Source organism: Pectobacterium odoriferum (assembly GCF_009931295.1).
GTDB lineage: Bacteria > Pseudomonadota > Gammaproteobacteria > Enterobacterales > Enterobacteriaceae > Pectobacterium > Pectobacterium odoriferum.
On the sequence record NZ_CP034938.1, the window covers coordinates 4,215,083 to 4,236,630 of the forward strand.

Annotated in this window: 21 protein-coding genes; 7 read left to right on the forward strand and 14 right to left on the reverse strand. The window is 52.8% G+C overall.

What is annotated here, in order from left to right:
• Positions 1 to 37 precede the first annotated feature (37 nt).
• The 5 genes from surA to apaH are packed head-to-tail and all read left to right on the forward strand — an operon-like array spanning position 38 to position 4,396.
• Complete coding sequence (gene surA, locus EO763_RS18970) at positions 38 to 1,333, forward strand: peptidylprolyl isomerase SurA (RefSeq protein ID WP_161529888.1); 1,296 nt, start codon at positions 38 to 40, stop codon at positions 1,331 to 1,333.
• A 15-nt stretch (positions 1,334 to 1,348) separates the two neighbouring features.
• Positions 1,349 to 2,350, forward strand: coding sequence for a 4-hydroxythreonine-4-phosphate dehydrogenase PdxA (gene pdxA / locus EO763_RS18975; protein WP_103157638.1), 1,002 nt, complete (start codon positions 1,349 to 1,351; stop codon positions 2,348 to 2,350).
• Positions 2,343 to 3,161: a 16S rRNA (adenine(1518)-N(6)/adenine(1519)-N(6))-dimethyltransferase RsmA gene (rsmA, locus tag EO763_RS18980; RefSeq protein ID WP_161529889.1), complete on the forward strand. Its 819-nt coding sequence runs from the start codon at positions 2,343 to 2,345 to the stop codon at positions 3,159 to 3,161. Before pdxA ends, rsmA begins: the two co-directional genes overlap by 8 nt.
• Before the next feature lie 12 nt (positions 3,162 to 3,173).
• Positions 3,174 to 3,551, forward strand: coding sequence for a Co2+/Mg2+ efflux protein ApaG (gene apaG / locus EO763_RS18985; protein ID WP_010681750.1), 378 nt, complete (start codon positions 3,174 to 3,176; stop codon positions 3,549 to 3,551).
• Between the two features lie 2 nt (positions 3,552 to 3,553).
• On the forward strand, positions 3,554 to 4,396 hold the full coding sequence (gene apaH, locus EO763_RS18990) for a bis(5'-nucleosyl)-tetraphosphatase (symmetrical) ApaH (protein ID WP_161529890.1): 843 nt from the start codon (positions 3,554 to 3,556) through the stop codon (positions 4,394 to 4,396).
• Positions 4,397 to 4,436: 40 nt separating this feature from the next.
• Here the strand turns inward: apaH and EO763_RS18995 are convergent, their stop codons facing one another.
• Positions 4,437 to 4,631 (reverse strand): hypothetical protein, encoded by a 195-nt coding sequence (locus EO763_RS18995; protein ID WP_161529891.1) that lies wholly within the window; start codon positions 4,629 to 4,631, stop codon positions 4,437 to 4,439.
• Positions 4,632 to 4,773: 142 nt separating this feature from the next.
• Positions 4,774 to 5,298 carry a DMT family transporter gene (locus tag EO763_RS19000; RefSeq protein ID WP_161529892.1) on the reverse strand — a complete coding sequence of 175 codons (525 nt, stop codon included), beginning with the start codon at positions 5,296 to 5,298 and terminating at the stop codon, positions 4,774 to 4,776.
• Positions 5,299 to 5,409: 111 nt separating this feature from the next.
• On the opposite strand from EO763_RS19000, the gene EO763_RS19005 reads away from it, so the two are divergent.
• The gene (locus EO763_RS19005; protein WP_161529893.1) at positions 5,410 to 6,315 is read left to right on the forward strand and encodes a LysR family transcriptional regulator; all 906 of its coding nucleotides are present in this window, start codon (positions 5,410 to 5,412) and stop codon (positions 6,313 to 6,315) included.
• 80 nt (positions 6,316 to 6,395) lie between these two features.
• Here EO763_RS19005 and folA read toward each other — a convergent pair whose 3' ends face one another.
• From folA to EO763_RS19020, 3 genes are all read right to left on the reverse strand, one after another.
• Positions 6,396 to 6,878, reverse strand: coding sequence for a type 3 dihydrofolate reductase (gene folA, locus EO763_RS19010; RefSeq protein ID WP_010299774.1), 483 nt, complete (start codon positions 6,876 to 6,878; stop codon positions 6,396 to 6,398).
• Positions 6,879 to 6,976: 98 nt separating this feature from the next.
• Positions 6,977 to 7,447: a threonine/serine exporter gene (locus tag EO763_RS19015; RefSeq protein ID WP_011095363.1), complete on the reverse strand. Its 471-nt coding sequence runs from the start codon at positions 7,445 to 7,447 to the stop codon at positions 6,977 to 6,979.
• Complete coding sequence (locus tag EO763_RS19020; RefSeq protein ID WP_161530446.1) at positions 7,438 to 8,211, reverse strand: threonine/serine exporter family protein; 774 nt, start codon at positions 8,209 to 8,211, stop codon at positions 7,438 to 7,440. The genes EO763_RS19015 and EO763_RS19020 overlap by 10 nt, the downstream gene beginning before the upstream one ends.
• Before the next feature lie 221 nt (positions 8,212 to 8,432).
• On the opposite strand from EO763_RS19020, the gene EO763_RS19025 reads away from it, so the two are divergent.
• Positions 8,433 to 9,047, forward strand: a complete 615-nt coding sequence (locus tag EO763_RS19025; RefSeq protein ID WP_161529894.1) for a LysE family translocator — start codon at positions 8,433 to 8,435, stop codon at positions 9,045 to 9,047.
• Between the two features lie 98 nt (positions 9,048 to 9,145).
• Here the strand turns inward: EO763_RS19025 and EO763_RS19030 are convergent, their stop codons facing one another.
• The 9 genes from EO763_RS19030 to ileS all read right to left on the reverse strand — a co-directional run bounded on the left by EO763_RS19030 (position 9,146) and on the right by ileS (position 21,522).
• Positions 9,146 to 9,514: a VOC family protein gene (locus EO763_RS19030; protein WP_161529895.1), complete on the reverse strand. Its 369-nt coding sequence runs from the start codon at positions 9,512 to 9,514 to the stop codon at positions 9,146 to 9,148.
• A 97-nt stretch (positions 9,515 to 9,611) separates the two neighbouring features.
• Positions 9,612 to 10,301, reverse strand: a complete 690-nt coding sequence (locus tag EO763_RS19035; protein ID WP_161529896.1) for a helix-turn-helix transcriptional regulator — start codon at positions 10,299 to 10,301, stop codon at positions 9,612 to 9,614.
• A 155-nt stretch (positions 10,302 to 10,456) separates the two neighbouring features.
• A complete protein-coding gene (gene carB / locus EO763_RS19040; RefSeq protein ID WP_039490713.1) occupies positions 10,457 to 13,681 on the reverse strand; it encodes a carbamoyl-phosphate synthase large subunit in 3,225 nt (1,074 codons plus the stop codon).
• Between the two features lie 14 nt (positions 13,682 to 13,695).
• Positions 13,696 to 14,844 (reverse strand): glutamine-hydrolyzing carbamoyl-phosphate synthase small subunit, encoded by a 1,149-nt coding sequence (carA, locus tag EO763_RS19045; RefSeq protein ID WP_010306691.1) that lies wholly within the window; start codon positions 14,842 to 14,844, stop codon positions 13,696 to 13,698.
• A gap of 445 nt (positions 14,845 to 15,289) precedes the next feature.
• Positions 15,290 to 16,111, reverse strand: a complete 822-nt coding sequence (gene dapB / locus EO763_RS19050; RefSeq protein WP_161529897.1) for a 4-hydroxy-tetrahydrodipicolinate reductase — start codon at positions 16,109 to 16,111, stop codon at positions 15,290 to 15,292.
• Between the two features lie 681 nt (positions 16,112 to 16,792).
• The gene (gene ispH, locus EO763_RS19055; RefSeq protein ID WP_039490710.1) at positions 16,793 to 17,743 is read right to left on the reverse strand and encodes a 4-hydroxy-3-methylbut-2-enyl diphosphate reductase; all 951 of its coding nucleotides are present in this window, start codon (positions 17,741 to 17,743) and stop codon (positions 16,793 to 16,795) included.
• Positions 17,724 to 18,197, reverse strand: coding sequence for an FKBP-type peptidyl-prolyl cis-trans isomerase (gene fkpB / locus EO763_RS19060; RefSeq protein ID WP_039531078.1), 474 nt, complete (start codon positions 18,195 to 18,197; stop codon positions 17,724 to 17,726). The genes ispH and fkpB overlap by 20 nt, the downstream gene beginning before the upstream one ends.
• Positions 18,197 to 18,712, reverse strand: coding sequence for a signal peptidase II (gene lspA, locus EO763_RS19065; protein WP_103160840.1), 516 nt, complete (start codon positions 18,710 to 18,712; stop codon positions 18,197 to 18,199). The genes fkpB and lspA overlap by 1 nt, the downstream gene beginning before the upstream one ends.
• Complete coding sequence (gene ileS, locus EO763_RS19070; protein ID WP_161529898.1) at positions 18,709 to 21,522, reverse strand: isoleucine--tRNA ligase; 2,814 nt, start codon at positions 21,520 to 21,522, stop codon at positions 18,709 to 18,711. Before ileS ends, lspA begins: the two co-directional genes overlap by 4 nt.
• Between the last annotated feature and the right edge of the window lie 26 nt (positions 21,523 to 21,548).

The following is a 21,548-nucleotide window of genomic DNA, read 5'->3' on the forward strand; positions in this document are numbered from 1 at the left end:
TTTTAACCCGCCTTGCGGATGAAATAATGGGAAAGGTATGAAGAACTGGAGAACGCTTATTCTCGGATTGGCACTGAGTGCCTCTACCGCGTTCGCAGCACCACAGGTGGTTGATAAAGTCGCAGCAGTGGTCGACAACAGCGTCGTGTTGGAAAGTGATGTAAACAGTCTTTTGCAGTCGGTAAAACTGAACGCCCAGCAGGCCGGGCAGCAGTTGCCGGATGACGCCACGCTGCGTCATCAGATTACTGACCGCCTGATCATGGATAACATCATCCTGCAAATGGCGCAGAAGATGGGTATCCAGGTGACGGATGAGCAGTTGGAGCAGGCGATTACCAATATTGCCGCTCAGAACCGGATGTCTTTGGACCAGCTAAAAAGCCAATTGGCTTATGAAGGCCTGAACTACAACACCTACCGTAACCAGATTCGTAAAGAGATGCTGATTTCGGAAGTGCGTAACAACGAAGTCCGTCGTCGCATTACCGTGCTGCCTCAGGAAGTCGATACGCTGGCTAAGCAAATCGCCACCCAGACCGGTGAAAACGATGAGCTGAACCTGAGCCACATTCTGATCCCATTACCGGAAAACCCGACGCAGCAACAGGTTGATGAGGCGGAAAATCTGGCAACGTCGCTGGTGAAGCAAATCAGTGAAGGCGCGGATTTTGGTAAACTGGCCATCACCTATTCCGCGGATTCTCAGGCGCTAAAAGGCGGCCAAATGGGCTGGGGTAAGTTGCAAGAGATCCCAACGTTGTTTGCTGAACGCTTAACACAGGCGCAGAAAGGTCAGGTCGTTGGCCCGATCCGTTCTGGTGTGGGTTTCCACATTCTGAAAGTGAACGATATTCGCGGCGGTAACAAAAGCGTATCGGTAACTGAAACGCATGCTCGCCATATTCTGATCAAACCGTCTGTCGTCATGACGGACAGCCAGGCGCAAGCCAAGCTGGCCGAAGTGGCACAGCAGATCAAAAACGGCAGCACCGATTTCGCCTCGCAAGCCAAACTGCTCTCTCAGGATCCAGGTTCAGCAAATCAGGGCGGCGACCTTGGCTGGGCTTCTCCAGATATGTACGATCCGGCCTTCCGCGATGCGTTGTTGAAACTGAAGAAAGGCGAAATCAGTCAGCCTGTTCATTCCTCTTTTGGCTGGCACCTGATTCAGTTGCTGGATACCCGTCAGGTTGATAAAACCGACGCAGCGCAAAAAGAGCAAGCGTACCGTATGATCTTTAATCGTAAATTCGCTGAAGAAGCGCAAACCTGGATGCAGGAACAGCGTGCAGCGGCCTATGTCAAAGTGATTAATGGTGCCAGCAACTAATGCAGATTGAAACTCATGCAGACTGAGAGCAATACACCACGCGTTGTGATCACCCCCGGCGAACCCGCCGGGATTGGCCCCGATCTGGTGATTGCTCTGGCTCAGCAGGCCTGGCCTGTAGAGCTCGTGATCTGTGCGGATCCTGACCTGTTATTCAGTCGCGCATTGCAATTATCGATGCCGCTGACGCTGCGTGACTATCAACCCAGTCAGCCCGCACAGCCACAACAGGCAGGTAGCCTGACCATTCTGCCGATCGCCGCACCGGCAACCATCATTCCAGGTGACTTAAATGTCGCTAACAGCGCTTATGTCGTTGAGACACTGGCGCGGGCGTGTGATGGCTGTCTGAACGGCGAATTCGCCGCGCTGATTACTGGCCCGGTGCATAAAGGCATTATCAACGATGCTGGTGTCCCCTTCAGCGGGCACACTGAGTTTTTCGCCGATCGCAGCCGCTGTGACCGTGTCGTCATGATGCTGGCAACGGAAGAATTGCGTGTCGCCTTAGCGACCACGCATCTTCCGCTCGCAGCCGTTTCTGGGGCGATTACCCGTCAGAGCCTGCATGAAGTCATCACGATTTTGCACCATGATTTGCAGACAAAATTCGGCATCGCTCAACCGCAGATTTATGTCTGTGGGCTGAATCCCCATGCCGGTGAAGGCGGCCATATGGGCCGTGAAGAGCTGGATGTGATTACCCCAGCGCTGGACGAACTCCGGCAGCAGGGCATCACGCTGGTTGGGCCGTTGCCTGCCGACACGCTTTTTCAACCCAAGTATCTGCAACACGCCGACGCCGTTTTGGCGATGTACCACGATCAAGGACTCCCGGTTCTGAAATATCAGGGCTTCGGGCGCGCCGTTAATATCACGCTGGGGTTACCTTTTATTCGTACGTCGGTCGATCACGGTACAGCGCTTGAGCTGGCCGCAACCGGCAGCGCCGACCCCGGCAGCTTCATCACGGCATTAAATCTTGCCATTAAAATGATAAAACACAGTAATGAATAATCGCGTACACCAAGGTCACTTCGCCCGTAAACGTTTTGGGCAAAACTTTTTAAACGATCACTTCGTGATCGATAGCATCGTTTCGGCGATTCATCCTCAGCCAGGTCAAGCGATCGTCGAGATCGGTCCGGGCCTCGGCGCTTTGACCGCGCCCGTTGGCGAACGGATGGATCGTTTTACCGTTATTGAGCTGGATAGGGATCTGGCCGCGCGGTTGGAAACGCATCCGACGCTGAAAGACAAGCTGACAATTATTCAGCAAGATGCCATGACGATCGATTTCGCCGCGCTCGCGGAACAGGCTGGGCAACCGCTGCGTGTTTTCGGCAACCTGCCGTATAATATTTCCACACCGCTGATGTTCCACTTGTTCACCTATACTCAATCTATCCGCGACATGCACTTTATGTTGCAGAAAGAGGTGGTTAACCGCTTGGTGGCAGGACCGAACAGTAAAGCTTTTGGACGCCTGAGCGTCATGGCACAGTATTATTGTCAGATAATCCCAGTGCTTGAAGTACCACCAGAGGCATTCAAGCCCGCGCCTAAAGTTGACTCCGCCGTAGTGCGACTCGTTCCTCATGCCGAGATCCCCTATCCGGTCAGCGACATTCGCGTGCTGAGCCGCATCACGACGGAAGCGTTTAACCAGCGCCGTAAGACATTGCGTAACAGCCTAGGCAACCTGTTCACCCCAGACGTTCTCACTGAGTTGGGGATCGATATCAGCAGCCGCGCAGAAAATGTGACGGTTGAGCAATATTGCCGACTGGCGAACTGGCTAAGCGAGCATCCTGCAAAACAGGAATAACTGGAGTTCATCATGATTAATGCGCCCCGTGTTTGTGTACAGGTTCAGAGCTTCTACGTGGAATCACAATCGGAGCCTGATGAAGAACGTTTCGTGTTTGCTTACACGATTACGGTTCGCAATCTGGGGCGTCATGAAGTCCAGCTTTTGGGACGTTATTGGCTGATCACCAACGGTAATGGTCGCCAGACTGAAGTTCAGGGTGAAGGCGTGGTCGGCGAACAGCCGATTATCCAGCCCGGTGGCGAATTCCAATATACCAGCGGTGCCGTCATAGAAACACCTCTCGGCACGATGGAAGGCCACTACCATATGGTTGACCATCAGGGTAAAGCGTTTCAGGTTTCCATCCCCGTTTTCCGTCTGGCTATTCCTTCACTGATACATTAATTATGTCTACCTATTTAGTTGGCGATGTTCACGGCTGTTTCGTGGAACTTAATGCGCTATTGGCGCAAGTTTCCTTTAATCCAGAACAAGATACGCTTTGGTTAACGGGCGATTTAGTCGCACGGGGGCCAGATTCGCTTCAGGTTCTGCGCTTCGTTCGTTCCCTCGGTTCCTCTGTCCGCATGGTGCTTGGCAATCACGATCTGCACCTGCTGGCCGTTTATGCGGGTATCAGCCGCAATAAGCCAAAAGATCGACTCAATGAACTCTTCACTGCTCCCGATGCAGACGAGCTCATCAACTGGCTACGCCGCCAGCCGATCTTGCAGGTTGATGAAGATCTAAAGCTGGTGATGGCGCATGCGGGCATCACGCCGCAGTGGGATCTGCCGACGGCACTCATGTGCGCACGCGAAGTCGAATCGATCCTGAGCAGCGACAGCTACCCGCTTTTCCTCGATGCCATGTATGGTGATATGCCAAACCACTGGAGCCCAGAGCTTAGCGGTCTGGCCCGTCTACGCTTTAGCACCAACGTCTTTACCCGTATGCGCTACTGCTTCTCTGGCGGGCAGTTGGATATGCTCTGCAAAGAGCCGCCGAGTCAGGCACCTTCTTTGCTAAAACCATGGTTTGAGCTGCCAAGCCAGATTGCCGGAGAATACGCTATTGCATTCGGCCACTGGGCATCGCTGGAAGGGAAAGGCACGCCGGAAAACATTTACGCGCTGGATACCGGGTGCTGTTGGGGGGGGGTACTGACTATGCTGCGTTGGGACGATAAGCGCTATTTCACGCAACCGTCACTCTCATCAAACACTGAGCTTTCTGGCACGGGTGAGTAAAGGCTCGAAAGTATTCACTCTATCGCCAGCCGCTCCCGTGTCATAGAAGTGGGAAGGCCGTCCCAGACGGCATCTTTTTAGATGATGGCACAGCCAACTCCTCGGTGGGAATCGACCAGATTCCACCGCCAAGAAACCCAGCCAGACCAACGGCTTCTACGCCGCCTGACGGTAATTCACGGCGGCGTGGATCGCTCAAACGGTCAGTATTCAGATTACGGTTTCTATTCGTCATGCGTACAGTCTCCTATCTATCAAACACAGCGGCTTAACGACATCTCAATTGAACGACGGAAGCCGCTACTCATTTTCATACTAGCGATGATAGATGACGGAAATGTGACCCATTCGCGCGACGAAATGGAGAGGTAGCCTCCTTACTGTGGTTGATTATTAGTTTCAACGGCGGGTTTTGTCAGCGGTTGAGAAACCGCAGAATATTGCACCACCAGCATCCCCATCACGATTAACGCGACACCCGCTATTCGCCCCAGCGTCGCAGGCTTCACCGCCAGCCCCATCAAACCAAAATGATCGATCATCAGCGATGCCACCACCTGACCAGCAATCACGCAGACAATAAAACCTGAGGCACCGAGCTTTGGCGTCAGCAATAACGCGGCGGTGATATAAGCCACACCCGCCACCCCGCCCAGCCAGATCCACCACGGCCCCTGTAAAGCATTACCAAGCGCAGGTGTGGGCACCCGAGCAGCAAACAGAATCGGCAGCAGCACGCAGATGCTTACCAGCAGTGATACCAGCGTTGCCCAAAGCGGATGGCCTAACGATCGCCCCAGTGCCGCATTACTGGCAGCCTGAAAAGGCACAATGCTCCCAGCAAGTACTGCAATACCCAGCGGCAACAGCAATGAGAGAGAAAAAGAAGAGAATAACGACATGGAGCCCCCGAGTTCACACTATAAAATTCACAACATAATTGGGATGTTCCAATATTCAATCATCCATTAAACTGATGGAAATTCATAATTCATACGGAGGGTATTCATATAGTGGATGATTTACGTCGTATTGATATGAATCTGCTGCTCACGCTTCACGCGCTGTTGACAGAAAAACACGTCACGCGAGCAGCGCTGCGCCTGCACCGCAGCCAGCCTGCCGTCAGCCATTCATTATCACAGCTACGCCAGATTTTTAACGATCCGCTGTTAGTTCGGCGTGAGGCTGGCCTGACGCTCACGACCCGCGCTCAGGCGCTACTCGGCCCGCTGGAACAGGCGCTTGATCAGTTGAACGAGCTTATTCAGGCACCGCAGTTCGATCCGTGCCATAGCACGCGACATTTCCGTTTGGCGCTCTCTGATTACGGTACGAATGCCGTCTTGCCAACGCTCATGCGGCATCTACGTATGCAGGCTCCCGGTATTTCTCTGGCCGTCAGCCATGCCGGCCGTGAAATGATGCTGGCACAGTTGATCGATGGAGAAATCGACTTAGGCCTCGGCGTGTTTCCTGAGCGCCCATCCGAGGTACACGCCGAGCTTCTCTTTGAAGAACAGTTCGCCTGTCTGGCCGACCGCACCACGCTGCCGGAAAACGGTACGCTGTCGTTTGAGACATGGCTGGAACGGCCACATGTTCTGGTCACGATGCATCCCGATTCTGCCAATGAAATTGACAGCGCGCTGGCTGCAAGCGGCCTAGCGCGCAATGTCGTGCTGACCCTGCCCCACTGGCATGCCGCCATCAATCTCATTGCCGGTACTGATCTGATTTTAACCGCTGCACGGCGCAGCATGGCCCGCATTACTACGCCAGATTTGCACATTTTTCCGCCTCCATTCGTGATACCCGACTTTGCCTTCCAGCAGGTGTGGCATACGCGACGCGAGAGCGATCCTGCACATCGCTGGCTGAGACACGCCATTTGGGAAAGCTGTCAGGCGGGGAAGTAAAACATCAAGCCAGAAACGAAAAAACCCGCAACAAGGCGGGTTAGCTATTCATCGACAGAATATTATCGCAGGAAAGGCGCTTAACGGCGTTCCAGAATTTCGAAGCAGTAACTGTGTGAGTTACGCTCGTCAGCATCATGGAACTCGCTGAAAACAGACTGCCATTCATCCGGCTCATAGTCAGGGAAATGCGTGTCGCCTTCCACTTCGGCATCAATGTGCGTCAGATAAAGGCGATTAGCCTGCGCCAGCATTTGCTGATAGATACTGCCGCCGCCAATCACCATCACTTCCTCGACGTCGCCCGCCGCCGCCAGCGCAGCGTCCAGCGAGGAGACCCAGGTCACACGATCGTCATCACCGGGATGATTGCTGACGACAATGTTCAGTCGGCCGGGCAGCGGCTGACCGATAGAACGGAAAGTATTACGCCCCATAATAATCGGCTTATTAAGCGTATTACGCTTAAACCATGCCAGATCGGCTGGCAAATGCCACGGCATCGCGTTTTCCATACCAATCACGCGATCCACTGCCAGTGCAGCAATCAAACTAATAACCATGGTGAAAAAACCCTGTAGGTCAGAAAATTGCTGACACTATACGGAAAGCCCTTTCGCTCGTCGACATAGATGCAAGACCGAAACGTAATATAAGAGTTTTATACTCCCGGCCGTTTACGGTAGAGCCAGATCCCCGGTAAAGACAGGCCGATAGAGAGTGCACCGACGATAAAACTGGCCTTCAGGAAATTGGTCATCATGACGCTCATCAATGCTTCGCTATAGCCAAGATGCGAAATTTCTACCACCGAAATCATCGCCGTATAGGCAGAAATACCGGGAAACATCGGGATCACGGCCGCTACGGTAAAGACTTTCGGGTGCGCCAGCAGCCAGCGTGACCAGCGAATACCGATGATGCCGATCAGGATCGCCGCCAGAAACGATGCCCACTCGATATTCATGCCGAAATGTATCGCCAGAAACCGTACGCCATGCCCGACGCCGCCCAGCAGCGCGCAGTAAGGCAGCACTTTCAGCGGTACGTTAAAGACCATCGCAAACCCCAACGCAGGGACCGCCGCCAGCACCATATCCTGCAACAGTGCCCACAGTAAACTTAAGCCCATCCGCGTAACCCCCACAGCGACATCGCCATCACGACCCCAATACAGGTTGCCAGCGTCAGTAAACTCGCGACCGTCCAGCGTGCCAGACCGGTATTTACGTGCCCTTTAAACATATCCGCCACGGCGTTAATCAGTGGGAAACCGGGAACCAGCAGCAGCACGCTTGCCGCCATCGCCACCGTCGACGTCTGAGAAAAAACAGGCAACCGCATCAGCAGCCCAGATGCCGACGTGGCAACAAACGCCGTAATACAGAAGTTGATCAACGGATTCAGATGTCGCGCCGTAAACACCTGTCGGACATACATCGCCAGTCCGCTGGCAATCAGCGTGACGATAAATGCATCCCACCCGCCGCCGTTCAAACGGCTGAAGCAGCCGCAGGAGAGTGCCACAACGGAAACCATCAGCCAGCGCGGATAGCGCAGCGGTTTGATATTTCCCAGACGCTTTTCTACGCCCGCTACATCCAGCAGTTTATGCTCGGCCATGATGACCGCATGCTGAACTTCAATGACGACGTGCATATTAATACCGCGGTCCACATTCTTCCGCGTCGACGTCAGGCAATGCCCCTGCATGATGGTGGTCAGTACAATCGAATTGGCTGAGATGGAGCTCTCAACGCTATCAGCACCGAGCGCCATACCCAGCCGTGACGACAGCTGTTCAACCACCATACTCTCCGCACCATGCTGTAACAGCAGCAGCGCACATTGAATGCACAGTCGGGTTATTTCCCGCTGCTGTGGCGCTTCATCCATCCGTCTTTCGCCACTTAGTAGTTTTGCACTACTTAATAGTTCACGGTTCTCACGTTCACTGACCATGTTGTTATCCCAACCCGACCCTGAAATTAACCACAAAAAACCAAAGGATAATTGTTAACATATCGCCGCCGAATAACCAATAAGTGTGATGCGAATTCATTATTCTGGCGCTATCATTTTAACCGTTCTTACTCTTTTCACTCTCTGGGATGACCATGTTAGAAACATCGCTGTTTGTCGCCACTATCGCCACGCTGGGGATGCTCTCTCCCGGTCCTGACTTTTTCCTCGTCATCAAGAACGCGACACGTTACCCACGCGTTGCCGCACTGATGACGGCGTTTGGCGTAATCTGCGGCGTGGCAACTCACATGGCATACTGCGTCGCCGGGCTAGCCGTCGTCATCACCACCACGCCATGGCTGTTTAATGTACTGAAATATGCGGGCGCCGCCTATCTGATCTGGATCGGTATTCAGGCATTATTATCGCGTGGCGGCAGCAAGATGAACGTTTCACATCAGGGGCAGCAAAACGTCAGCCTGAAAAAAGCGTTCCTGCAAGGTTACCTCTGTAATCTGCTGAATCCGAAAGCGACACTGTTCTTTCTGGCGATGTTTACACAGGTGCTGAACATTCACTCCGGCATCGGCGAAAAGTTGTGGTATGCCATGATCATCTGGCTGCTCTCTGTCGTCTGGTGGCCGCTGCTGGTGCTGCTTTTCCAAAGCGAGCCGGTACGACGTGGGCTGGCTAAAGCACAGAAACTGGTGGATAAACTGCTGGGCACGGTGTTGATCGCGTTGGGTATCAAAGTGGCGCTAGGTTAGGCCTGCAGAGTGTTTGTTAGCCTAAAGCGATTGGTGCATGATGAACACCTTCCCAATTTCCACCGGGAAGGTGTGTTTGCACTTATTCCGAAGCGTGCTTAGTAGCTGGCATAATAAACCCGTATCCGATGTTGATCGGGATCGAGCGCCACAAACGTCAAACCGAAATCCATCTGGGTGATGTCCTGAATCAGGGTAATCCCCTGTTCCTTCCAGCTTTCATACATGGCGTTTAGTGCAGCCTCACTCTCGACACGAATGGCTACTTCGCTACCACCGCCCGCCAGTTGGGCCACCGGTTTAACCTCATGTTTAGACCACACCCCCAATAACAACCCAGAGTCAAAGGCAAACATGGCAAAATTTTCCGACTTCTCAACAGGTTGCAAATCAAACCGTTCACGATAGAAACGCTCGCTGGCAACGGCATCTTCCACATATAAAATAATAAGATTTGGTGCGTTCATCAGAGATTCTCGGTAATCAGGTGAGTAATAAGCAGAAGGCTTCTGCTTGCCTGAATGCATCGTAGTACGCACTGCTGTCAATTTTTGTCAGTAGCCATTACTGCCGAGGAATGTCTTCTTTTTCATGCCACTCTTTTAATAACTGCTGGCGACGACGGGGATAACGCTGCTCCAAAACCGTCATGCTACGGATACGTTCAGCCCTGAAATGACGAAACTGCTGACGAAGCTCGCACCAAGCGGCAATCACGTGCGTTTGATCGAAAAATCCTAATGCGAACGGCCAGATAATGCGGAGAGACTCATCGCCCTGAAGGTCGCAATAAGCAATCTCCGTACGGCGCTCCGCCCTGATAGCGTGACGCAAAGCGGATAAATCGATAACCACTGCGGGGGTACATTCTGCCTTCCCCACTAATAACCCAGAAGAATCAAGCTCGTGGCGCAACTCTGGCGGTAATACCGCAGCAATCTTCATCAATGCATTACGGGCCGCGCCCGCCAAACGCGCATCTGTTCTTCGGACTACCCAGCGCGAGCCCAACACCAATGCTTCAATTTCCTCTTCTGAAAACATCAGCGGGGGTAGCATGAACCCTGGGCGCAAGATATATCCTAACCCTGCCTCCCCCTCAATATGCGCGCCCTGCGATTGTAACGTGGCAATATCCCGGTAGAGGGTTCGTTGGCTTACGCCTAATTTTTCCGCAAGGTACGCTCCCGTGACGGGAAAACGGTGGTGGCGTAGTATCTGTAAAAGATCGAGTAAACGCTGCGTTCTGGACATAATCTTACCTTGGCTTGAGGCGTGGAAAGTCCCTTCAATATCAGTCTGAAAGACGAGTGGCCGAAAAGAGAATTTCAGACGAAAATACAAAAAAGCCAGCGCTGTTACCAACGCTGGCTTTCATTACCCGCTTACTGCCTACCGAAGTCGGTCAATCAGCCTTTAATCATCGCATGCATTTCCTGCACGGAAGTCACTTTCTCCGTCGGATCTGCCGTCAACGACATGGCCGTGGCGAAACCGCCGTTCAGCGTGGTGTCGTAGTGCACCTTGTATTGCAACGCGCTGCGGCGAATCAGCTTGGAGTCTTCAATCGCCTGACGTCCTGCGGTGGTGTTGACGATGTAGGTGTACTCACCGTTCTTGATGCGGTCCTGAATGTGCGGACGACCTTCATGCACCTTGTTCACCAGACGCGGATTAATACCCGCTTCACCCAGTTCAATCGCCGTGCCGTGCGTCGCATCCAGCTCAAAACCGTGCTTCAACAGCTTGGCCGCCAGATCGACCACGCGAGCTTTATCGCCTTCACGTACCGACAGCAGCGCGCGTCCAGTTTTCTTCATGTGCGAACTGCTGCCCAGCATCGCTTTAGCAAACGCTTCAGCAAACGTGCGGCCAACGCCCATGACTTCACCGGTCGAACGCATTTCCGGCCCCAGAATCGGGTCAACGCCAGGGAATTTGTTGAACGGCAGCACCACTTCTTTTACGGAGTAGTACGGCGGGATAATTTCTTTCGTGACGCCCTGCTCAGCCAGCGTTTTGCCTGCCATCACGCGTGCCGCGACTTTCGCCAACGGAACACCCGTCGCTTTAGAGACAAACGGTACGGTACGCGCCGCACGCGGGTTAACTTCAATCAGATAAACTTCGTTATCTTTCACCGCAAACTGCACGTTCATCAGGCCGCGAACACAGAGTTCAAACGCCAATTTTTCAACCTGCTGACGCATCACGTCCTGAATCTCTTTGCTCAGCGTATAAGCTGGCAGTGAACAAGCCGAGTCGCCGGAGTGAACACCCGCCTGCTCGATGTGCTCCATAATGCCACCAATCAGTACGCGCTCACCGTCACAAATCGCATCGACGTCGACTTCGATGGCATCGTCAAGGAAGCGGTCTAACAGCACCGGCGCATCGTTAGATACGCTAACCGCATTTTGGAAGTAGCGACGCAGGTCGATTTCGTCGTACACGATTTCCATCGCGCGACCGCCCAGAACATAAGAAGGGCGGACAACCAGCGGGTAACCGATGCCACGTGCTTTTTCTACCGCTTGCTCAATCGTTGCTACTGTGGCGTTTGCAGGCTGTTTCAGACCCAGACGATTCACAGCCTGTTGGAAGCGCTCACGGTCTTCTGCACGGTCAATGGCGTCCGGGCTGGTACCGATAACCGGCACACCCGCCGCTTCCAGCGCACGCGCCAGCTTCAGAGGCGTTTGGCCACCGTACTGCACGATCACGCCTTTTGGCTTCTCGATGCGGACGATTTCCAGTACATCTTCAAACGTTACCGGCTCAAAGTACAAGCGATCTGACGTATCGTAGTCTGTTGAAACAGTTTCTGGGTTGCAGTTGACCATGATGGTTTCATAGCCGTCTTCACGCAGCGCCAGTGAAGCGTGGACACAGCAGTAGTCAAATTCGATCCCTTGACCAATACGGTTCGGCCCGCCGCCCAGTACCATGATTTTGTCACGATCCTGAGTCGGATTAGCTTCACACTCTTCTTCATACGTCGAGTACATGTAAGCCGTATCGGTCGCGAATTCTGCCGCACAGGTATCGACACGCTTATAGACCGGATGCAGGTCGAACTTATCGCGCAGTTTGCGAATTTCGCTTTCCGCCACGCCAGCCAGTTTCGCCAGACGCGCATCGGCAAAGCCTTTACGCTTCAGCGTACGCAGGAAATCGGCATCCAGCGCGGTGGCACCTTTTTCAGCGACCTGCTCTTCCAGACGCACCAGTTCTTCAATCTGCACCAGGAACCAGCGATCGACGTTGGTCAGGTTAAATACGCCATCGACGGACATCCCTGCACGGAAGGCATCGGCGATGTACCAGATACGCTCGGCACCGGCATCTTTCAGCTCGCGGCGGATTTTAGTCAGCGCTTCTGGGTCGTCCAGATCCACTTTAGGATCGAAGCCAGTTGCGCCCACTTCCAGACCGCGCAGCGCTTTCTGTAAGGATTCCTGCTGCGTACGGCCAATTGCCATCACTTCGCCCACAGATTTCATCTGCGTGGTCAGACGGTCGTTGGCACCAGCGAATTTCTCGAAGTTGAAACGCGGAATCTTAGTGACAACGTAGTCGATAGCAGGTTCGAAGGACGCCGGCGTACGACCACCGGTGATGTCGTTCATCAGCTCATCGAGCGTGTAACCTACAGCCAACTTAGCCGCGATTTTCGCAATCGGGAAGCCTGTCGCTTTAGACGCCAGCGCGGAAGAACGTGATACACGCGGGTTCATTTCGATAACAATCAGACGGCCAGTTTTCGGGTTTACCGAGAACTGAACGTTAGAACCGCCCGTTTCTACGCCGATTTCACGCAGTACCGCCATCGAGGCGTTACGCATGATTTGATATTCTTTATCGGTCAGCGTTTGTGCAGGGGCGACGGTGATGGAGTCTCCAGTGTGGATCCCCATCGCATCGAAGTTTTCGATTGAGCAGACGATGATGCAGTTGTCGTTCTTATCACGCACCACTTCCATCTCATACTCTTTCCAACCAATCAGCGATTCATCGATCAACAGCTCTTTGGTTGGAGAAAGATCCAGCCCGCGCTCACAGATCTCTTCAAACTCTTCACGGTTGTAAGCGATACCGCCACCGGTGCCGCCCATCGTAAAGGAAGGACGGATAATGCACGGGAAGCCGACGTCAGCCGCAACGGCCAGTGCTTCTTCCATATTGTGTGCAATACCGGAACGCGCAGTATCCAGACCGATCTTCTTCATCGCCACGTCGAAGCGGCGGCGGTCTTCTGCTTTATCAATCGCATCCGCCGTTGCACCAATCATGGTGACGCCGAATTCAGCCAGCACGCCCTGACGTTCCAGTTCCAACGCACAGTTCAGCGCAGTCTGGCCGCCCATCGTTGGCAGCACTGCATCTGGACGCTCTTTTTCAATGATTTTGCGTACCACTTCCCAGTGAATCGGCTCGATATAGGTCGCATCGGCCATTTCCGGGTCGGTCATGATGGTTGCCGGGTTGGAGTTCACCAGAATAACGCGGTAACCCTCTTCACGCAGTGCTTTACACGCCTGTGCACCCGAGTAGTCAAACTCACACGCCTGGCCGATAACAATCGGGCCGGCGCCCAGAATCAGGATGCTTTTAATATCTGTACGTTTTGGCATTTTCTCGCTCCTGATTATTTAGCTGAAGAACGGTAAGTCTGAATCAAGTCAATAAAGTGGTCGAACAGCGGCGCGGCATCATGCGGGCCGGGGCTTGCTTCTGGGTGTCCCTGGAAGCTGAACGCTGGCTTATCCGTGCGGTGAATCCCCTGAACCGTATGGTCAAACAGGGATTTGTGCGTGACGCGCAGCGTGGCAGGCAGATTATTTTCATCAACTGCAAAGCCGTGGTTCTGCGCGGTAATCATCACACAGTTGTTATCCAGATCTTTGACCGGATGGTTGCCACCGTGGTGACCCAGCTTCATTTTGATGGTCTTGGCACCGCTCGCCAGTGCCAGCAGTTGGTGACCCAGACAGATACCGAATACCGGAATATCCGTTTCTAGGAAGGTTTTGATCGCACGAATCGCGTAGTCGCACGGTTCCGGGTCGCCCGGGCCGTTAGAGAGGAAAATACCGTCTGGGTTCAGCTTCAGTACGTCCTCAGCAGGCGTCTGCGCAGGTACAACCGTCAGGCGGCAGCCGCGATCCACCAGCATACGCAGAATGTTGCGTTTCACACCGTAGTCATAAGCAACAACGTGGTAAGGCAGCTCGCTTTCGTTTTTCGCCGCCGGCAATTCGCCTTCCAGCGTCCAGCTTCCCTGTAACCAGCTGTAGCTTTCTGCCGTCGTGACTTCTTTTGCCAGATCCATGCCCTTCAGCCCTGGGAAGGCTTTCGCTTTCTCCAGTGCGACGGCAGCATCCGGCGCATCGCCCGCGATGATGCAGCCATTCTGTGCGCCTTTCTCACGCAGCAGACGGGTCAGTTTACGGGTATCGATATCAGCAATGGCGACGATGTTGTTGCGTTTGAGGTATTCAGACAGGCTTTCTTCACTACGGTAGTTGCTGGCAATCAGAGGTAAATCGCGAATAACCAGACCTTGAGCCTGTACAGAGGGGGATTCTTCATCGTTGGCATTGGCGCCGACATTACCGATATGGGGATAAGTGAGAGTGACAATCTGGCGGGAATAGGAAGGATCAGTAAGGATTTCTTGATAACCGGTCATCGACGTATTGAAGACCACTTCCCCCACTGCCGACCCTTCTGCCCCAATGGCCCGACCGTGGAATTGGGTTCCGTCTTCCAGAACCAATAGCGCTGACTTAATCAAAACACCCTCCAAGGAATAAACAATCACGTTATTTGCATATTAATTCAGATTCGAGCCACTAAATCAATGCAAAAACTACCTGTAAGGCCAATTTTTGGCAAATTGGGCGCATTTTAATGATGGTCTTCCTGATTGTCTACCCAAACCGCTTTTTTTCTCTTATTTTTATGCTTTCCGAAATAAATAGTCGCCCACTGACGTAAAAAACCCTATCAACTGAGATAAGTAAACGGTTGCGAGACAACATTGCTAAAATAAGAGTAACAAATCACCAGCAAAGGACATTTTGGGAGTAAGGAGGGAAAATCATCACTAAAAAACAGAATAAAACACAAACAAATACCAATGATGATAGAAAAAAGAAGCCAAAAAGATAAAAATAAAGGTGAACGTAAAAACACCCACCTTTTTCAGTTAGATAAACTATTTATAAAAAAATAAAATACTACAAATCATCCAAATAAAGCACATCTCTCATATCAAAAAGGCCACTTTCTTTCGCACTAATCCAGATTGCAGCTCTTACTGCACCATTAGCAAATGTCATGCGGCTGGATGCCTTGTGGGTAATCTCAACGCGCTCACCCACATCAGCAAACATCGCCGTATGTTCACCGACGATGTCGCCCGCTCGCACGGTCGCAAAACCAATGCTTTTCGGATCGCGCTCACCGGTGTAGCCTTCACGCGCGTACACGGCACAGGACTTCAGATCGCGTCCCAGAGCATCAGCGATCGCTTCGCCCATCGCCAGTGCGGTACCCGATGGCGCATCCACTTTGTGGCGGTGGTGTGCTTCAATGATTTCGATATCAGTATAGTCGCCCATGACTTTGGCCGCTTTTTCCAGCAGCTTCAACATGACATTGACGCCAACGCTGAAGTTCGCCGCAAACACAATGCCGATATCCTGCGCAGCCTGCTTAATCGCCGCCTTTCCTGCGTCATCAAAGCCGGTAGTCCCAATAATCATGCCTTTACGGTGCTGACGACAAAATGCCAGATGCGCTAATGTGCCTTCTGGGCGGGTGAAGTCGATTAAAATATCGAAATCATTCTGCACGGCATCCAGGCTTTCATTCACGGTAATTCCACTTTTCCCCAGCCCTGCGAGTTCACCGGCATCACTTCCTATCAGAGACGAACCAGAACGCTCCAGCGCCGCGCCCAATACCACGCCGTCCATTTGCTCGATAGCCTGAATCAGCTGGCGTCCCATACGGCCGCCCGCGCCTACAACCGCAATGCGGATGGATGAATCCTTCATAATGTCTCTCTCTTTTTGATCCTGACGACATAAAAATAACATCAGGTTAACGGGCGCTGCGCACTATCGCCAGCGGATTTACCGCCAAATTAGAAAATACTGTTTGAAACCGCAGAAAATCAGCAAAACTGTCTAACCACAGACAGCAAAATGGCACATCAGAGCGATGAAAAACCGCAACGTATTTGAAGACAAGCAGAAGCGGTCAGAATTAAACCACATGGCATAACGCATAAAAATTCATTTTTATGCGTTAACATTTTCATCGATGAATAACAGCGAGGAGATATACCCTAAATAATTCGAGTTGCAGGACAAAACGTTAGCGTTTTGAACAACGCAAGGCGTTGGCCCGTAGGGCGAGGGACATTTATGTCCCTCGTAACGCGGCAAGCGAAGGACAAACTCGTCGGGAACGAATTTGACCAGCCAAAGGCTGGCCTCCGGTGAGAGACAGGATGTCTCTCATTTCATCCCGATGAGCTTACTCAAGTAATTGATTCGGGTGACAAATCTGCCGGAAGCAGATTTGAACGCTGCTTGCAGCGGCCCCAACGGGGCGAGGCTCATGGATGAGCCGAGTAACGAGCGTAGCCAACGCACATGCAACTTGAAGTATGACGGGTATAAAATGGAAGGGAATAACAGCGATAGGGCCGAAGCCCTATCGCAGAAACAGCGCTAATCTACCTGTTTGACGTCAACACGCAGCTCTTTCGGCACTTCAAAGACGATGTTTTCTTCACGTCCCTGCATTTCAACGGCAACCTTGCCGCCCAATTCTTTCAGGCGCTGGATCACCTGTTGTACCAAAATATCCGGTGCGGATGCGCCTGCGGTTACCCCAACATGCGAAGCACCCTCTACCCATGATTCCTGGATATCTTCAGCTGAATCAATCAAATAAGCCGATTTCCCCGCTCTCTGTGCCAATTCAGCAAGACGGTTGGAGTTTGAAGAATTTTTAGAGCCCACAACAAACACGACATCCGCCTTATCTGATAAATGGCGAACGGCTTCCTGACGATTGGTCGTGGCATAACAGATATCATCTTTACGCGGACCCACAATCTGCGGAAAACGCTCACGCAGCGCATCAATCACTGCATAAGTATCATCAACAGAAAGCGTGGTTTGCGTCATAAAGCACAGATTGCTTTCGTCTTTTACCTGTAGCTGCCAGACATCCTCAGGGGACTCCACCAAATACATACCACCATCCGCATTGCTGTACTGCCCCATCGTCCCTTCAACTTCAGGGTGTCCGGCATGCCCGATAAGAATCGCTTCTACGCCTTTCTTACTGGCTCTGGCCACTTCCATATGCACCTTGGTCACCAGCGGACAGGTCGCATCGAATACCGTCAGATCGCGGTTTTTGGCTTCATTGCGTACCGCTTGTGAAACGCCATGTGCAGAGAAAATCAGAATCGCACCATCCGGCACGTCTTCAATCTGCTCAATAAAAATCGCGCCACGTTCGCGCAATCCGTTAACCACATAGCGGTTATGTACTACTTCATGACGGACGTAAATCGGCGTACCAAAAAGCTCCAGCGCACGTTCCACAATGCTGATAGCCCGATCGACACCAGCACAAAAGCCACGCGGATTAGCCAGCAGGATCTGCATGTGTCACCTCCTGTTGTACGGGATCAATATCCAGCACTTCAAGATCGAAGGTAATCGCCTGACCGGATAGAGGATGGTTGAAATCCACGGTGACCGACTCTTCGGTCACATCGCGGATAATCCCCGGCATATCATTTCCGGCAACGCCGCTGAACAGCATGATGGTGCCAACATCCGGCACGCCAGTCTGGGCGAAATCGCGGCGCAGGAAGAACTGGATCAGGTTCGGATTGGTCGGCCCAAAGGCCGACTCCGGCGGCAGCGTAAACTTGCGTTTATCGCCACGCTGCAATCCCAACAGATGTTGTTCCAACGCGTCAGACAGGCTGCCGTCGCCAAGGCGAAACAGCGCTGGCTTGCCGCGCTCACGCGTGGATTCGGCCGCAGAGCCATCCTCCAGCGTCAGGATAAAATGCACCAGCAGCGCGCTGTTATGCTGAACACTCTCGGACATCAGTGACCCTTTTGCTTAACGGTATCAGTATCATCATGCGTACTGAAAAACCCTTCCAGTACGATGAGCGCCGCACCAATACAGATAGCGGTATCGGCAAGGTTAAAGGTGGCAAAGTGCCAGTCACCGACATAGAAGTCGATGAAATCGACAACAAATCCGTGCCATGTCCGGTCGAACAGATTGCCCAATGCACCACCGATAATCAGCGAATACGCAATGTTATTGAGCCGCTGTTTGACGCTGCCACGGTACATCATCACCATCAGTGCAACCACAATAGCAATCGCGATGCCAGCAAAGAACCAGCGTTGCCAGCCGCCTTTATCCGCCAGAAAGCTGAATGCTGCCCCGTAGTTACGGGCGTAATGCAGATTCAGAGAAGGCATCACTGGCACCGTATCCCCCAGCGCAAAGTGGGCAAGGATCCACTGCTTGCTGCCAAGATCGACAATTAAAACCAGTATCGCCAGCCAGAGCCAGCGCAGTCCACTCGAACAGATTTTATTCATCAGACAAATTTACGCTCTTCGCCGTTCCCGCCCACGTTGGTCGCACAGCGACCACAAACTTCAGGATGATCGACATTGCTACCGATATCCGTCTCGTAATGCCAGCAGCGTGGACACTTGTGCCCTTCTGCCTCACTTAAGGCAATTTTCAGTCCGGTGAGTTCCGTTGCCTGCGCGCTATCCGGTGCATTTTCATAACGTTCCACCAGCGCTTTTGAGGTCAACAGCGCGAAGTGCAGTTCCTGACGCAGCTGGTTCAGCTTGCCCGCCAGATTGGCATCGGCGTACAGCGTAACGGAAGCTTCCAGCGATCCACCAATGCGTTTGTCATTACGCGCCTGCTCGATGACTTTGTTAACTTCGCTGCGAACTTTCAGGATATCCGCCCAGAACGCATCGTTCATGGTTTCCGCAGCATCCAGCGCAAACAGGCCGTCATACCACTCTTCGGTAAACACATATTGCGCACGCTCTCCCGGCAGGTAGCTCCAAATCTCATCCGCCGTGAAGGACATGATCGGTGCCATCCAGCGCACCAGCGCTTCTGAGATATGGTATAGCGCAGTCTGGCAGCTGCGACGTGCAACGCTATCGCTTTTTGCCGTGTACTGACGATCTTTAATGATATCCAGATAGAAAGAACCCATCTCGATCGAGCAGAACTGCATCAGACGCTGTACTACACGGTGGAAATCATAGCTTTCATACGCTTCAAGGATCTCTTCCTGCGCAGCTTTCGCACAGCCAACTGCCCAGCGATCCAGCACAACCATGTCTTCTGGTTTCACACTATCTTTCAGTGGATCAAACCCATTCAGGTTCGCTAACAAGAAACGCGCGGTGTTACGAATGCGGCGATAAGCATCAGCAGAACGCTTCAGGATCTCATCGGACACGGCGATTTCGCCAGAGTAATCCGTTGAACCGATCCACAGGCGCAGAATGTCAGCACCCAGTTTGTTCATCACATCCTGCGGACTCACGGTATTCCCGATCGACTTGGACATCTTGCGACCCTGACCATCAACAGTGAAACCGTGAGTCAGCACCTGACGGTAAGGCGCTTTGCCTTTGATCGCAGTGGAGATCATCAAAGAAGACATGAACCAGCCACGATGCTGGTCGGAACCTTCCAGATACATATCTGCTGCATGGCCGCCAAATTCAGGGCGAACGCCCACGACAGATGCGTGCGTCGATCCAGAATCGAACCACACGTCCAGCGTGTCCGGCACTTTGACGTAGTTGTCAGCGTCAGCGCCCAGCACGTCGGCCAGATCGAGATCCCACCATGCCTGAATGCCGTCGACTTCAACACGTTTCGCTACCGCTTCAATCAACTCAGCAGTACGTGGATGCAGCTCTTCCGTCTCTTTATGGACGAACAGCGACATCGGCACGCCCCAAGTACGCTGGCGGGAGATACACCAGTCAGGACGGTTGGCGACCATCGCTTCGATACGCGCCTGACCCCAATCCGGGATCCACTGTACGCCTTTGATTTCAGACAGCGACTGCTTACGCAGGCCTTTCTGATCCATGCTGACAAACCACTGCGGTGTGGCACGGAAAATGATCGGCGATTTATGACGCCAGCAGCACGGATAGCTGTGCTGTAATTTCTCTACGTGCAGCAACATGCCTTTTTCACGCAGAATTTCAACGATCAGATCGTTGGCTTTAAAAACGAATTTGCCATCCAGTTCAGGATAGGTACCGCTCAGGTAGCAGCCGTTCGGCCCCACCGGATTGGCGATTTCCAGATTGTATTTCTGGCTGATCACATAGTCGTCAGGACCGTGACCACCCGCGGTATGTACCGCCCCCGTACCTGCATCCAGCGTCACGTGGTCGCCCAGAATGGCAGGTACGTCGAAGCTCAAGAATGGATGTTTGAAACGCAGCAGCTCAAGTTCCGCGCCTTTGCAGTTGCCCAGCACTTGCCACTGGGTCACACCGACGCGTTTCATCACGCTTTCAACCAGATCGGTCGCCAGAATCAGCGCCTGACCGTCAATCTGCACCAGTTGATAATCGAACTCCGCATTCAGCGAGATCGCACGGTTTGCCGGCAGTGTCCACGGCGTCGTCGTCCAGATCACCAGCGAGACCGGGCCATCTACGCTACTCACGCCAAATTTGGCTAATACCGCCGCCACATCGCTGGCGTTAAACGCGACATCAATAGATGGAGACGTTTTGTCGTAATACTCAACTTCCGCTTCCGCCAGCGCGGAACCACAGTCAGCACACCAGTGAACGGGCTTAGCCCCCTTGTGCAGGTGACCATTTTCAATGATGCGGCCCAGCGCACGAATGATGTTCGCTTCGGTTTTGAAATCCATCGTCAGGTAAGGCCGATCCCAGTCGCCCAGCACGCCGAGACGGATAAAATCGGCTTTCTGACCCGCAACCTGCTCTGCCGCATATTTACGGCACTCAGTGCGGAATTCTGCGGCGCTGACTTTCTCGCCCGGCTTACCGATCAGCTGTTCTACTTTCAGTTCAATCGGCAGACCGTGGCAGTCCCAGCCCGGCACATAAGGGGAATCGTACCCAGACAAGCCTTTCGATTTAACGATAATATCTTTCAGAATCTTGTTAACTGAGTGACCAATGTGAATGTTGCCGTTCGCGTACGGAGGGCCATCGTGCAGAATGAAGGTCTTCTTTCCCTTCTTCGCATTGCGAATAATCCCGTACAGATCCTGCTCATACCAACGTTTCAGCATGTCAGGTTCACGCTTGGCAAGATCGCCACGCATCGGGAACCCTGTTTCCGGCAAGTTCAGGGTAGTCTTATAGTCACTCATTAGATTCTCGATTTCGTTTCGGCTAG